This window comes from Streptomyces sp. NPDC004539, from assembly GCF_040610055.1.
GTDB lineage: Bacteria > Actinomycetota > Actinomycetes > Streptomycetales > Streptomycetaceae > Streptomyces.
This window is the reverse complement of record NZ_JBEXLS010000003.1, coordinates 52,601-65,657: the sequence shown is the minus strand read 5'-3', so window position 1 is coordinate 65,657 and position 13,057 is coordinate 52,601. Positions and strand designations below refer to the sequence as shown.

Genomic DNA, 13,057 nt, shown 5'->3' with positions numbered 1-13,057 from the left:
AAGGAACCCCCACCGTGCGAAGAACCCGCATCCTCACGACCGTCCTGGCCCTGGCCGCCGGGCTGCTCGCGGGCGCTCCGTCCGCCCTCGCCACCGCGCCCGGTGCCGCGCCGGCGCTCGCGGCGGAGTCGTACACCTGGAAGAACGCGCGTATCGACGGGGGCGGTTTCGTCCCCGGGATCGTGTTCAGCCGCAAGGAGAAGAACCTCGCCTACGCGCGCACCGACATCGGCGGCGCGTACCGCTGGCAGGAGTCTTCGAAGACCTGGACGCCGCTGCTCGACTCGGTCGGCTGGACGGACTGGGGCCACACCGGCGTCGCGAGCCTCGCGGCGGACCCGGTCGACGCGAACAAGGTGTACGCGGCCGTCGGCACGTACACGAACAGCTGGGACCCCGGCAACGGCGCCGTCCTGCGCTCCGGCGACCGGGGCGCGACCTGGCAGAAGACGGACCTGCCGTTCAAGCTGGGCGGCAACATGCCGGGCCGGGGCATGGGCGAGCGCCTCGCCGTGGACCCCAACCGCAACAGCGTGCTGTACCTCGCGGCGCCGAGCGGCAAGGGGCTGTGGCGTTCGACGGACTCCGGGGTGACCTGGGCGCAGGTGACGGCGTTCCCCAACCCCGGTAACTACGTGCAGGATTCGACCGACACGAGCGGGTACGCGAACGACAACCAGGGCGTCGTCTGGGTCACGTTCGACGAGTCGACGGGGACGTCGGGGAACGCGACCCGCACGATCTACGTGGGCGTCGCCGACAAGGACAACGCCGTCTACCGCTCCACCGACGCGGGCGCCACCTGGTCCCGCCTCACCGGCCAGCCGACCGGCTACCTCCCGCACAAGGGGGTGCTGGCGAACGGCAACCTGTACCTCGCCTACAGCGACAAGGGCGGCCCGTACGACGGCGGCAAGGGCCAGCTGTGGCGGTACGCGACGGCCACGGGCACCTGGACGAACATCAGCCCGGTCGCCGAGGCCGACACCTACTACGGCTTCAGCGGCCTCACAGTCGACCGTCAGAAGCCGGGTACGGTCATGGCGACGGCGTACAGCTCTTGGTGGCCGGACACGCAGTTCTTCCGTTCGACGGACTCCGGGGCGACCTGGACGAAGGCGTGGGACTACACGTCGTACCCCAACCGCGCGAACCGCTTCACCATGGAGGTCTCCTCCTCCCCCTGGCTGACCTGGGGCGCGAACCCGTCACCGCCCGAGCAGACCCCCAAACTCGGCTGGATGACCGAGGCGTTGGAGATCGACCCGTTCAACTCGGCCCGGATGATGTACGGGACGGGCGCGACGATCTACGGCACGGAGAACCTCGGAAACTGGGACTCCGGCGGCCAGTTCACCGTCAAGCCGATGGTGCAGGGCCTGGAGGAGACGGCCGTCAACGACCTCGCCTCGCCGCCGGCCGGCGCCCCGCTGCTCAGCGCGCTCGGTGACGTCGGCGGGTTCCGGCACACGAGCCTGACGGCCGTACCGCCGATGATGTTCACGCAGCCGAACTTCACGACGACCACGAGCCTCGACTTCGCCGAGACGAACCCGAACACGTTCGTGCGCGTCGGGAACCTCGACTCCGGTCCGCACGTGGCCTTTTCGACCGACAACGGCGCCAACTGGTTCGCGGGGACCGACCCTTCGGGCGTGAGCGGCGGCGGCACGGTCGCGGCGGGCTCCGACGGCAGCCGCTTCGTGTGGTCCCCGGCGGGGACCGGCGTGCAGTACACGACCGGGTTCGGTACGTCCTGGCAGGCGTCGAGCGGCATCCCGGCGGGCGCGATCGTCGAATCGGACCGCGTCGACGCGCGGACCTTCTACGGGTTCAAGTCGGGCAAGTTCTACGTCAGTTCGGACGGCGGCGCGACCTTCACGGCGTCCGCCGCGACCGGGCTGCCGAGCGGTGACAGCGTCCGCTTCAAGGCGCTGCCCGGAGTGAAGGGCGACATCTGGCTGGCGGGCGGCGCGAGCGACTCGGCGTACGGGCTGTGGCACTCCACCGACTCCGGGGCGACCTTCACGAAGCTGTCGAACGTCGAACAGGCCGACACGGTCGGCTTCGGGAAGGCGGCGACCGGGGCCTCGTACCAGACGCTGTTCACCAGCGCGAAGATCGGCGGGGTGCGCGGGATCTTCCGGTCGACGGACAAGGGCGTGAGCTGGGTCCGGGTCAACGACGATGCCCACCAGTGGGGTTGGACCGGGGCGGCGATCACCGGTGACCCGCGCGTGTACGGGCGGGTGTACGTGTCCACGAACGGGCGGGGTGTGATCTACGGGGACACGTCCGACACCAGTGGGGGCGGCGGAGGCGGGGGCGGGGGTGGCGATCCGACGCCCACCGGGGCCTGTTCGGTCACCTACACGATCACCAATCAGTGGTCCGGGGGCTTCCAGGCGGACGTGAAACTCACCAACACCGGTTCCTCGGCGTGGACTTCGTGGACGCTGGGCTGGTCGTTCCCCAACTCGCAGGTGGTGTCGGCGATCTGGAACGCCGAGTACACGCAGTCCGGGGCCGCCGTCAGCGCGAAGAACGTCGGCTGGAACGGGGGTGTCGCCGCCGGGGCGGCCGTGAGCTTCGGGTTCACGGCGAGCTGGTCGGGGACGAACGGGAAACCGGCCGCGTTCAAGGTGGGGGACCAGAGTTGCACGGTGGTCTGAACCGTACGGTGGTCTGATCGCCCATCAGGAATGAGTACGGCTACTCATGAGGAGGCGGTGGCGTCCCCGGCAAGCTGGTCGCATCCACCGACCAGGGAGTCTCGATGTCACGCCACCGCCTTCTGCCGCTGCTCGCCCTCGCCGGGCTGGCCGGCGCCTTGCTGACCGGCTGCTCGATCGAGGAGTCGATCTGCTCCGACGGCGAGTACCCGGTGCTGGCGGTGGGCGACGCGGGCAGCGCGTGTGTCGCGAACAGCCAGGAGCCGGAGAAGGGCTGGTCCCGCTACCCGGCGGGGAAGGTTCCCGAGAAGGTCGGGGACAAGTGGGACACGTACTGGCAGACGCGGACGCTCGACGAGAACGGCAAGGAGATTGCGGCGCCTTCGGTGCAGTGAGCTTCCGTGCAGTGACCTTCGGTGTGTGAAGAGGCGGGCCGCTTCTCGTGGGAGCGGCCCGCCTCGGCACGGGTGCCGGACTAGCGCGGCGTCACGGCGTGTACACCGTCGGCCGCGGCGCCGTCGGCATCTTGTCGCCGATGAAGAAGCTGGGGTGCGGGGGCTGGTTGTAGGCGGTGTTCTGCCAGGCCAGCCCGGTGCGGTACATGGTGTCGTGCAGCAGGGTCGTGATCTTCGTGGACGTCTCGTACGGCGTGGAGTAGATCCGCAGGGCCGTGTTGTCGGAGGTCGCCCAGACGACCTCCTCGCGCCAGTCGCCGAGGATGTCGCCGGACAGCGCCGGGGTCGCCTTGGTGCTGTTGTTGGAGTGGACGTTCGAGCCGGTCAGCATGCGGGTGTCGGACGCGGTGCCGTACTTGTCGATGTGCGTGCCGTCGAGGAGTTCACGGACGGTGTCGCCGTCCCACCAGGACAGGAAGTTGGTGCTGGAGGGCTTGCGGCCCTTGGTGGCGCCGCCCTCGTCCCGGATCGAACCGTCCGAGGCCGACCAGACCTCGGCGCCGTCGTTGCCCGCCCAGATGTCCCCGGCGACCCCGCGCCCGTTGTCGCAGCAGGCGGCGAGGGACCAGTTGACCGAGCCGTTCGCGGGGTTGATGTACAGCGCGGCCGGCTGGCTCGACGACTCGGACACCTTGTAGTACTCCAGGCCCGCGTGCGCGGGGTCGAGGTCGCCGAGGTGCTGGGCGTCGCCGTGGCCCGTCCTGGTCGTCCACAGCCCGTTGCCGTTGTCGTCGACGGCCATCGCGCCGTACACGATCTCGTCCCGGCCGTCGTTGTCGACGTCCCCGACGGAGAGGCTGTGCGAGCCCTGGCCGTCGTAGCCCTTGCCGGTGTTGGTCGAGGAGTTGGTGTCGAAGGTCCAGCGGCGCGTGAACGTCCCGTTCCGCCAGTCCCAGGCCGCGATCACCGTGCGCGTGTAGTAGCCGCGCGCCATGACCAGGGAGGGCCGGGCGCCGTCCAGGTAGGCGGTACCGGCGAGGAACCGGTCCACCCGGTTGCCGTACGAGTCGCCCCAGGAGGAGACCGTGCCGCGTGCCGGAACGTAGTCGACGGTCTGCATCGCGCGCCCGGTCTGCCCGTTGAACATGGTCAGGTACTCGGGGCCCGACAGTACGTAGCCGCTCGAATTCCGGTAGTCGGCGCCGGAGTTGCCGATGACCGTGCCGCCGCCGTCGACCGTGCCGTCGGCGGTCTTCACGGCGACCTCGGCCTTGCGGTCGCCGTCGTAGTCGTACACCTGGAACTGCGTGTAGTGCGCGCCGGAGCGGATGTTGCGGCCCAGGTCGACGCGCCACAGGCGGGTGCCGTCGAGTTTGATCCCGTCGAGGATCGTGTTCCCGGTGTAGCCGGACTGGGAGTTGTCCTTGGCGTTGGTGGGCTGCCACTTGAGGACGAAGTCGAGCGCGCCGTCGCCGTCGAGGTCGCCGACGGACGCGTCGTTCGCCTCGTAGGTGTAGGCGACGCCGTCGGGGGTGGTGCCGCCGGCGGGCGGGGAGATCGGAACGTCCTTGTATCCGGTGCGGAGTTGGACCGCGTGCACCGAGTCGGCCTGCTCGACGCCGCCCACGATCGCGCGGACCGTGTAGTCGGCCTGGGCGGGGGCGCCGGAGTGGAAGTAGTTCGTCGAGCCGGTGACCGGGGTGGAGTTGACCTTCGTGCCGGCCCGGTACACGTTGAAGGAGATGTCGTTCGGGTCGGTCCCGAGCCAACGCCAGCCGACCAGGTTCCCGGCATCGGTGTGCACGCTCACCACACCCCGGTCGAGGGCCTCCACCTGACGTGCGGTGGCGGCGCCGGCGGGGTGGGGGGCGAGGGTGACAAGTCCGGTCGCGGTGAGGGCCGTTGCGGCGAGGAGCGCGAGGCGGTGTCTGTGGCGGGGGGTGTGCTTCGTGCGGTGCGGGTGCTGCATGTGGGGGTACCTCCCGTAGGGACGGACGGGTTCCGCCACGTCAGTCGCCGCCGGGGATACGGGAGTTGCCGGGTCGGCCCGGGTTTCTACGGCGCTTTCGCGAACGCCCGCAGTCTGAACTCCGGGTCGGGGCGCGGTCGTTCCTGGTCCGGCAGTTCGGCCAGCCGTCGCTCGAAGCCGTCCGCGAGGGGGTGGCCCGGCGGCAGGGTCATGAACCAGCCTCGCCGGAGGTCGGTGATCGCGCGGCGCGGGCTGCGGCCCTGTCCCCGGCCGGTGAACCGGGTCTCCCCCGCCGGACGCAGGCCCGCCTCGGCGGCGTACGCCTCGACCAGCTCGGACCTGTCCGCCACCGGTGAGGCGGGGCGGGCGGCGAGGAGGGCGTCGATGTCACTGCCCACGTTGTGGGAGGGGCCCTTGTCGACCGTCGTGACGTACACCCCGCCGGGGCGCAGCAGGCGCGCGCACTCCGCGACCGTGCGGCGGACGTCGTCCGGGGTGGGCAGGAGGTGGAGCAGCCAGACGCTGGTGACGGCGTCGAACGTACCGGGGCGGAACGGGAGTTGCCGGCTGTCCCCGAGGACGATCGCACCGGGGATCCGGGCCGCCGCGTGCCGCGCCATGCCGTGCGTGAGGTCGGCACCGGTCACCTTCAGCGCCGGGCGGTCCTCCGCGAGGCGGCGGGTGACGATGCCGGTGCCGCAGCCGAGGTCGAGAAGGGTGCGCGCGGCTTCGGGCACCAGCCGCAGCACGGCCCCGGCGGCCTCCTCGGCTCGGGGTTCACCGCCACGCAGGGCGTCGTAGCGTTCGGCTTCCTTGTCGTAGTCGAGCATGGTGCGGGCGCCCCCCTTGGTGGTGTTGTCGTGCGTGATGTGTGGTGCGTGATGTGTGATGTGTGCTGCATCAGGTGCGCCGCGCGAGGCGGGCGCTGCGTGAGGCGTGACATGTGGTGTGTGCTGCATGACGTGTGCCGCGCGATGCGTGCCGCGTGATGCGTGATGCACTACACAGCCCCCCGCCCTCCCGCCGCCCCCTCCACCCGGTCCGCCAGCTCGAAGTCCTTCCCGGTCAGCGCGCCCCCGGCGTCGTGTGTCGACACGGTGAGGCGGACGGTGTTGTAGCCGAGGGTCAGTTCGGAGTGGTGGTTCAGTTCGTCCTGGACGCGGGCGATGTGGGCGACGAACGCGGCGGCGTCCGCGTGGGAGGGGAGCCGGTAGGCGCGGGTGAGGCGGCCGGACTCGACGGACCAGCCCGGCAGATCGGCCAGCCGCTCCTCGATCTCCTTCTGGGACAGCGGTTCGGCGGACATGGCACGGCTCCCTTCGCCCGGTCTCCCCTTCAGCCTGCCACTACCCGGCCACCCCCGCCCACTCCGCGCAGAAGTCGTCGGCGAGGACCCCGATCCGGGCCCGTCCCTCGACCTCGCGGACCCACCGGTGCGGCAGCGCCCCCTCGCCGTGGAGCGCGCCGAGGAGGTTGCCGCAGATCGACCCCGTGGAGTCGCTGTCGCCGGAGTGGTTGACGGACAGCAGCAGCGCGCTCTCCACGTCGGGTTCGGCGAGGGCCGCGTACACCGCCATCGCGAGCGCCTCCTCCGCGACCCAGCCGGCGCCGAGCTCCTCGACCTGGGAGGCGTGGGCGGTGTCGTAGGAGGCGAGGTCGAGGGCGCGGTGGAGGGCGGTGCCCGTCTCCTCGTGGCCCGGGTAGGGGGCGAGGAGGCGCAGGGTGCGCAGGACGGCGGCCTCCAGGGACTCGCCGTTCACGAGGTGGGCGACGATCGCGGCGAGGGCGCCGGCCGCGTAGTAGCCGGTCGGGTGGCCGTGGGTGATCTGGGCGCAGCGGGCGGCGAACCCGAAGGCGGCGCCCGGTTCGGCGCCGGTCAGTCCGAAGGGCGCGGACCGCATGACGGTGCCGCAGCCCTTGGAGTTCGGGTTGACGCGGCCGGGCTTGCCGAGTTCGGACCAGCCGGTGTCGGAGTGGGGGACGCCGAGGCCGGAGAGGCAGGCGTTGCCGGGGGCGCGGCGGGCGTACAGCCAGGGTTCACCGACGAGTCCGCCGGCGGGTCCGTCGTAGGCGGGGCCGCCGTCGGGGAGGACGGCCTGCTGGGTGTGCAGCCAGCGGTCGTAGGCCCAGCGGATCACGCGGGTGCGGTCGACGGTGCGCCGGCCGAGGCGTTCGCTCTCCTTGATCTGGCACAGGCCCTCGACGGTGAAGAGGGTCATCTGGGTGTCGTCGCTGATCCGGCCGGTGGCGTTCTGGCCGTCCGGTACGTAGCCGGTGACACCTCGCGGTCCGTGGTCGGCGCGGATGCGGTCCAGGGAGCGGAACTCGATCGGGTAGCCGAGGGCGTCACCGACGGCCCCGCCCAGCAGGCAGCCGCGCACCCGCGCCCGGTAACCGGCCTCGGCCTCGAACGACCGCGGCTTCCACGGCTCCGTCATCGACTCGACTCCCCTTTTCCGCAACCGGTTTCCGGGTACGGGCGTTCGGCTACGGTCGTACCCATGACCATTGTCGCGAGTGGTGCCGAGCCTCCTTCCGCCACCCCCGGCCGAGGGGTGGGGCCGCTGCTGCGGGCCTGGCGGGAGCGGCGCCGGGTCAGCCAGTTGGAGCTGGCGCTGCGGGCGGACTCCTCGGCGCGGCACATCAGCTTCGTGGAGACGGGGCGTTCCCGGCCGAGCGAGGAGATGGTGCTGAGGCTCGCCGAGCACCTGGAGGTGCCGATGCGGGAGCGCAACGCCCTTCTGCTGGCGGCGGGTTACGCCCCGCGTTTCCCCGAGACCCCGCTCGACGACCCGGCGCTGGAGGGGGTGCGGGCGGGCCTGGAGCAGTTGATCCAGGGGTACGAGCCGTACCCCGCGCTGGTGGTGGACGGTGTCTACACGGTCGTCGCGGCGAACCGGGGCATCGCGATGCTGCTGGACGGTCTCCCCGAGACCCTGCTCGCTCCCCCGCTGAACGCGATGCGCCTGGCCCTGCACCCCGAGGGCCTCGCGCCCCGCATCCTGAACCTCCGTGAGTGGCGCGGGCATCTCCTGCACCAGATGGAACGCCAGTTCGCGCTCCAACGCTCGCCGAAACTGCGGGAGTTGTACGACGAGGTCGCCGCGTACCCGGTGCCGGAGCGGGCGGCGGAGGCGGAGCCCGCTCCGGGGGCGCCGAGTTTCGCGCTGCCCTTGCGGATCTCGCACGAGGGGCGGACCCTGTCGTTCGTGTCGTCGATCTCCACGTTCAACACCCCGCTGGACGTGACGGTCGCCGAGCTGGCCGTGGAGACGCTCCTGCCGGCCGACCCGGCGACGGTGAAGTACCTTCAGGCGTCGGCTCCCTGACATGCCGTCAGGTTGTGAACCAGTGTCCGGAAGGTAAATCTCTGGTACGCGATATGTCACGCACCGCACAAGAGGCGTACGATATGTCACACATCATGCACCCACAGTCTCGCCCCTGAATCTCTCTTCACACCCGTGAGACGCACACCGGAACATGACACACTGCACACAGTTCTCGACGCGTAGGGGAGACGTGGCGTGAGTGAGCGGCGACCCGCGCCCACCGTGGGCCAAGTGGTACTCGGCAGACGGCTCCAGGAGCTGCGGGAGACGGCCGGTCTCGGCCGGGAGGAGGCGGCCCGCGCCCTGCGGGTGGCGCCCGCCACGGTCCGCCGGATGGAGACCGCCGAGGTAGCCCTCAAGATCCCCTACGTCCAGGTCCTGCTGGAGACGTACGGCGTCCCGAACGACGAGGCGGCGGCGTTCGTCATGCTCGCCGAGGACGCCAACCGGCCCGGCTGGTGGCAGCGGTTCCACGACGTGCTGCCCGAGTGGTTCAGCCTCTACGTCAGCCTGGAGGGCGCGGCGCGGATGATCCGCTCCTACGAGCCGCACTTCGTGCCGGGGCTCCTCCAGACCGAGGACTACGCCCGCGCGGTCCTGGAGGCGGGCACGGTCGGGCAGACCACCCCGGAGACCATCGAGCGGCATGTCACGCTGCGCGTCGCCCGCCAGACCCTCCTGGAGCGCGCCAACCCGCCGCACCTGTGGTGTGTGATGGACGAGACCGTGCTGCGCCGCCCGGTGAGCATCGACGGCGCGGTGATGCGCGAACAGCTCGACAGGCTCCTGGAGTTCAGCGAGCGCGACAAGGTCACGCTCCAGGTCGCCGAGTTCGCCGCGGGCCCCCATCCGGGGACGTACGCGCCGTTCTCCCTGTTCCGTTTCGCCGAGCCGGAACTGCCCGACATGGTCGTCACCGAGTACCTGACGGGAGCGCTGTACCTGGACTCCCGCAAGGAGGTCTCGGCGCACCTCGAAGTCCTCGACCACATGACGACCCACGCGGCGTCGGCGCAGCGCACCCAGTCGATCCTGCGCGCCGTGCGCGACCAGTACTGAAAGCGGCCCCGACCATGACCGGTCCCGACGGCGAGCCCGTCCGCATCGACACCACCCGCCCGCACCCGGCCCGTGTCTACGACTGGTGGCTGGGCGGCAAGGACAACTACCAGGTCGACGAGGAGCTGGCCCGCCGCATCCTCGCCGTCGACCCGACCGTCGTGCGCGGGGCGCGGGCCAACCGGCGCTTCATGCAGCGCGCGGTGCGGACGGCCGCCGAGGCGGGGATACGCCAGTTCCTCGACATCGGCACCGGCATCCCCACCGAGCCGAACCTCCACCAGGTCGTGCAGGGGGTCACGCCCGAGGCGCGGGTGGTGTACGCCGACAACGACCCGATCGTGCTGCGGCACGCGCAGGCGCTGCTGCGGGGGACCCCGCAAGGTGTCACGCACTACGTGCACGCCGACGCCCGCGACGACGCGGCCCTGCTCGCCGGCGCCGCCGGCACGCTCGACCTCTCCCGGCCGGTCGCGCTGTCGCTGGTCGCGCTGACGCACTACCTCGACGACGACGCGTACGCCCTGGTGAAGCGGTACGTCGCGGCCCTCGCGCCGGGGAGCTGGCTGATCCTGTCCCAGGTGACGCCCGACCTCAACCCGGAGGCGATCGCGCAGGCCGCCGAGCAGTTCCGGCGCGGCGGGACGCCGTTCCACCCTCGTTCGCTGCCCGAGTTCGCCCGGTTCTTCGAGGGGCTTGAGCTGCTCGGTCCCGGTGTCATACCGGTGTCGGGGTGGCGGCCGGACCCGGAGGACGTGGCGGTGCAGGCGGAGGGGATCGTGCCGGTGTACGCGGGGGTGGGGCGGAAGGGGTGAGGACGGGGTCCGTGTGAAAATTCCGGCAAGCGGTTGCTGCCGGTTGCTACATCAACCCCAGGTCCTTGAGTTCCTTGTGCAGGTCGGCCCGGGGGCTGTCTGCGGACGACGCCGGCAGGGCCCCCTTCTTCTTCGACCCGCCCGCCCCGCCTCCGTCCGTCACCGCGGGGGTGGTGGCCGGTGCCGGGCCCAGCGCCGGTTCCGGCTGAGGTGCCTCGACCGCCTTGGCCCGCCGGTCCCGCAGCAGCCACGCCCCCAGCAGCCCGCCGACGAGCCCCCCGAGGTGCCCGAGCCAGCTCACGCCGGGGGTGCCCGGCACCGCGACGGTCAGGAGATACGCGAACGACGCGCCCATGACGACGCCGATCAGACTGTCGATGAGGTGCCGGTCGAACAGGCCCCGGACGACGACGTACCCGAAGTACCCGAAGATCAGCCCGCTCGCGCCGACGGTCGAGACCCGGTCGGCCTCGAACAGCCAGACGGTCGTCCCGCTGACCACGACGACCAGCCCGGACAGCACGAGGAACTTCGCGACACCCCGGTACGCCGCGAGGAAGCCGAAGACGAACAACGGACCCGAGTTGCTCTCCAGATGCGCCCAGTTCCAGTGCAGGAAGGGCGCGCTGGCGATGTGGGTCAGCGAGCCGAGATCGCCGGAGACGATGCCGTACTCGCGGGAGAGCCGGTAGTCGCCCGCGAAGTTCGCGAGCTGGATCAGCCAGACGAGGGCCACGAAGGCGAACATCACGAAGAACGCCTTGCGGGCCTCCGCGATCATCTGCTCGGCGTCGGCCGGTGCTCTGCTGCTCATGTCCCGCTCCCCCTGTTCGCACCTCTTTCGGCCACTGTACGCACCTGAGGGCGGTTTCCCCCACCCGTGTTTCAGCAAGCCGTTCCTACGCCGCTCCGCCCTTTCCCTCCCGGTTTCCCTCCCGGCCTCCCTCCCGTTCGTCGTCGACGATCTCGGCGTCCACCACACCGTCCTCCTGAGAGGCGCCGCCGTCCGGCGAGGCACCGGGCGGCGTCTCCCCGGCCCGCGCGTACATGGCCTGCCCCATCCGCTGGCTGACGGCGGACAGCTTCTCCACCCCGGCCCGCAACTCGGCGGTCTCCGGCTCCCGTTGGAGCAGCGTCTTCAGCTCAGCCACGGCGGCCCAGACCTCCGCCCGGGTGTCGGCGGGCACGCTCTCCTCGTTCTCCCGGAGGAACTTCTCGGTCTGGTACACGAGTTGCTCGGCCTGGTTGCGGGTCTCGACGGACTCACGCCGCCTGCGGTCGTCGTCCGCGTACCGGTCGGCGTCGCGCATCATGCGGTCGATGTCGTCCTTGGGCAGCGCGGAGCCGCCGGTGACGGTCATCTTCTGCTCGCGGCCGGTGGCGAGGTCCTTCGCGTAGACGTGCATGATCCCGTTCGCGTCGATGTCGAACGCGACCTCGATCTGCGGGATTCCGCGCGGGGCGGGCGGCAGTCCGGTGAGGTCGAAGACGCCGAGCTTCTTGTTGTACGCGGCGATCTCGCGTTCGCCCTGGTAGACCTGGATGCCGACGGAGGGCTGGTTGTCGACGGCGGTCGTGAAGATCTCCGAACGCCGGGTGGGGATCGTGGTGTTGCGTTCGATGAGCTTCGTCATGATGCCGCCCTTGGTCTCGATGCCGAGGGACAGCGGGGTGACGTCGAGGAGGAGGACGTCCTTCACGTCGCCGCGGATGACGCCCGCCTGGAGGCTCGCGCCGAGGGCCACGACCTCGTCGGGGTTGACGCCCTTGTGCGGGTCCTTGCCGGTCAGCTCCCGGACCAGGTCGGACACCGCGGGCATCCGGGTGGAGCCGCCGACGAGGATGACGTGGTCGACGGCGGCGAGCTTGACCTTCGCGTCCTTGACGGCCTGGTGGAAGGGGGTGCGGCAGCGGTCGAGCAAGTCGGCGGTCAGCTCCTGGAACTGAGCGCGCGTCAGTTTCTCGTCGAGGTGGATCGGGCCCTCGGCCGAGGCGGTGATGTAGGGCAGGTTGACGGTCGTCTCGGTGGCCGACGACAGCTCGATCTTGGCCTTCTCGGCGGCCTCGCGCAGCCGCTGGACGGCCATCTTGTCCTTGCCGAGGTCGACGCCGTGCTGTCCCTTGAACCGGGTGGCGAGGTGTTCCACGATCCGCTGGTCCCAGTCGTCGCCGCCGAGGAGCGTGTCGCCGTTGGTGGCCTTGACCTCGATGACGCCGCCGCCGATCTCCAGGAGCGACACGTCGAAGGTGCCGCCGCCGAGGTCGAAGACGAGCACGGTCTGTTCGTCGCCCCGGTCGAGCCCGTACGCGAGGGCGGCGGCCGTGGGTTCGTTGACGATGCGCAGGACCTTGAGCCCCGCGATCTCGCCGGCCTCCTTGGTGGCCTGGCGCTGGGCGTCGTCGAAGTAGGCGGGGACGGTGATGACGGCGTCGGTGACGTCCTCGCCGAGGTACGCCTCCGCGTCCCGCTTGAGCTTCTGGAGGACCCGTGCGGAGAGCTCCTGGGCGCGCAGCCGCTTCCCGCCGATCGAGCCCTGTTCGGGGAACCGCCAACTCCCGTCGCCCATATGGCGTTTGACGGACCGCGCGGTCCGGTCGACGTTCGTCACCGCCTGCCGTTTGGCGACCTCCCCGACCAGCACCTCCCCGTTCTTCGCGAACGCCACCACCGAGGGCGTCGTCCGCGCGCCCTCCGCGTTCGCGACGACCGTGGGCTCTCCGCCCTCCAGCACCGCCACCACCGAGTTCGTGGTCCCCAGATCGATCCCGACCGGCCGTCCCATCACCGTCCCCCTTCCGCCCGGACCTCCGGCTT

General features: G+C 70.9%; 11 protein-coding genes. 5 read left to right on the top strand and 6 right to left on the bottom strand.

Annotated features, from left to right (window positions below):
• Positions 1 to 14: 14 nt before the first annotated feature.
• Both ABZX85_RS06945 and ABZX85_RS06940 read left to right on the top strand, forming a co-directional pair.
• Entirely contained in the window at positions 15 to 2,672 is a 2,658-nt protein-coding gene (locus tag ABZX85_RS06945) for a cellulose binding domain-containing protein (RefSeq protein WP_355863233.1), read from the top strand.
• Positions 2,673 to 2,776: 104 nt separating this feature from the next.
• Entirely contained in the window at positions 2,777 to 3,067 is a 291-nt protein-coding gene (locus ABZX85_RS06940) for a hypothetical protein (RefSeq protein ID WP_355863231.1), read from the top strand.
• A 91-nt stretch (positions 3,068 to 3,158) separates the two neighbouring features.
• Here the strand turns inward: ABZX85_RS06940 and ABZX85_RS06935 are convergent, their stop codons facing one another.
• From ABZX85_RS06935 to ABZX85_RS06920, 4 genes are all read right to left on the bottom strand, one after another.
• Complete coding sequence (locus ABZX85_RS06935; RefSeq protein ID WP_355863229.1) at positions 3,159 to 5,036, bottom strand: rhamnogalacturonan lyase; 1,878 nt, start codon at positions 5,034 to 5,036, stop codon at positions 3,159 to 3,161.
• An 86-nt stretch (positions 5,037 to 5,122) separates the two neighbouring features.
• Positions 5,123 to 5,866, bottom strand: a complete 744-nt coding sequence (locus ABZX85_RS06930; RefSeq protein ID WP_355863227.1) for a class I SAM-dependent methyltransferase — start codon at positions 5,864 to 5,866, stop codon at positions 5,123 to 5,125.
• A 170-nt stretch (positions 5,867 to 6,036) separates the two neighbouring features.
• The gene (locus ABZX85_RS06925) at positions 6,037 to 6,342 is read right to left on the bottom strand and encodes a 4a-hydroxytetrahydrobiopterin dehydratase (protein WP_355863225.1); all 306 of its coding nucleotides are present in this window, start codon (positions 6,340 to 6,342) and stop codon (positions 6,037 to 6,039) included.
• Positions 6,343 to 6,382: 40 nt separating this feature from the next.
• Positions 6,383 to 7,474 carry an ADP-ribosylglycohydrolase family protein gene (locus ABZX85_RS06920; protein ID WP_355863223.1) on the bottom strand — a complete coding sequence of 364 codons (1,092 nt, stop codon included), beginning with the start codon at positions 7,472 to 7,474 and terminating at the stop codon, positions 6,383 to 6,385.
• A 63-nt stretch (positions 7,475 to 7,537) separates the two neighbouring features.
• Here ABZX85_RS06920 and ABZX85_RS06915 point away from each other — a divergent pair, with 63 nt between their 5' ends.
• The 3 genes from ABZX85_RS06915 to ABZX85_RS06905 all read left to right on the top strand — a co-directional run bounded on the left by ABZX85_RS06915 (position 7,538) and on the right by ABZX85_RS06905 (position 10,242).
• The gene (locus ABZX85_RS06915; RefSeq protein ID WP_355863221.1) at positions 7,538 to 8,365 is read left to right on the top strand and encodes a helix-turn-helix transcriptional regulator; all 828 of its coding nucleotides are present in this window, start codon (positions 7,538 to 7,540) and stop codon (positions 8,363 to 8,365) included.
• Between the two features lie 198 nt (positions 8,366 to 8,563).
• Positions 8,564 to 9,427 carry a helix-turn-helix transcriptional regulator gene (locus ABZX85_RS06910; protein WP_355863219.1) on the top strand — a complete coding sequence of 288 codons (864 nt, stop codon included), beginning with the start codon at positions 8,564 to 8,566 and terminating at the stop codon, positions 9,425 to 9,427.
• Positions 9,428 to 9,441: 14 nt separating this feature from the next.
• Positions 9,442 to 10,242 (top strand): SAM-dependent methyltransferase, encoded by an 801-nt coding sequence (locus tag ABZX85_RS06905; RefSeq protein ID WP_355863217.1) that lies wholly within the window; start codon positions 9,442 to 9,444, stop codon positions 10,240 to 10,242.
• A 46-nt stretch (positions 10,243 to 10,288) separates the two neighbouring features.
• Here ABZX85_RS06905 and ABZX85_RS06900 read toward each other — a convergent pair whose 3' ends face one another.
• Together ABZX85_RS06900 and dnaK are read right to left on the bottom strand one after the other, a co-directional pair.
• Complete coding sequence (locus ABZX85_RS06900; RefSeq protein ID WP_355863215.1) at positions 10,289 to 11,056, bottom strand: rhomboid family intramembrane serine protease; 768 nt, start codon at positions 11,054 to 11,056, stop codon at positions 10,289 to 10,291.
• An 85-nt stretch (positions 11,057 to 11,141) separates the two neighbouring features.
• The gene (gene dnaK / locus ABZX85_RS06895; protein WP_355863213.1) at positions 11,142 to 13,025 is read right to left on the bottom strand and encodes a molecular chaperone DnaK; all 1,884 of its coding nucleotides are present in this window, start codon (positions 13,023 to 13,025) and stop codon (positions 11,142 to 11,144) included.
• Positions 13,026 to 13,057 lie beyond the last annotated feature (32 nt).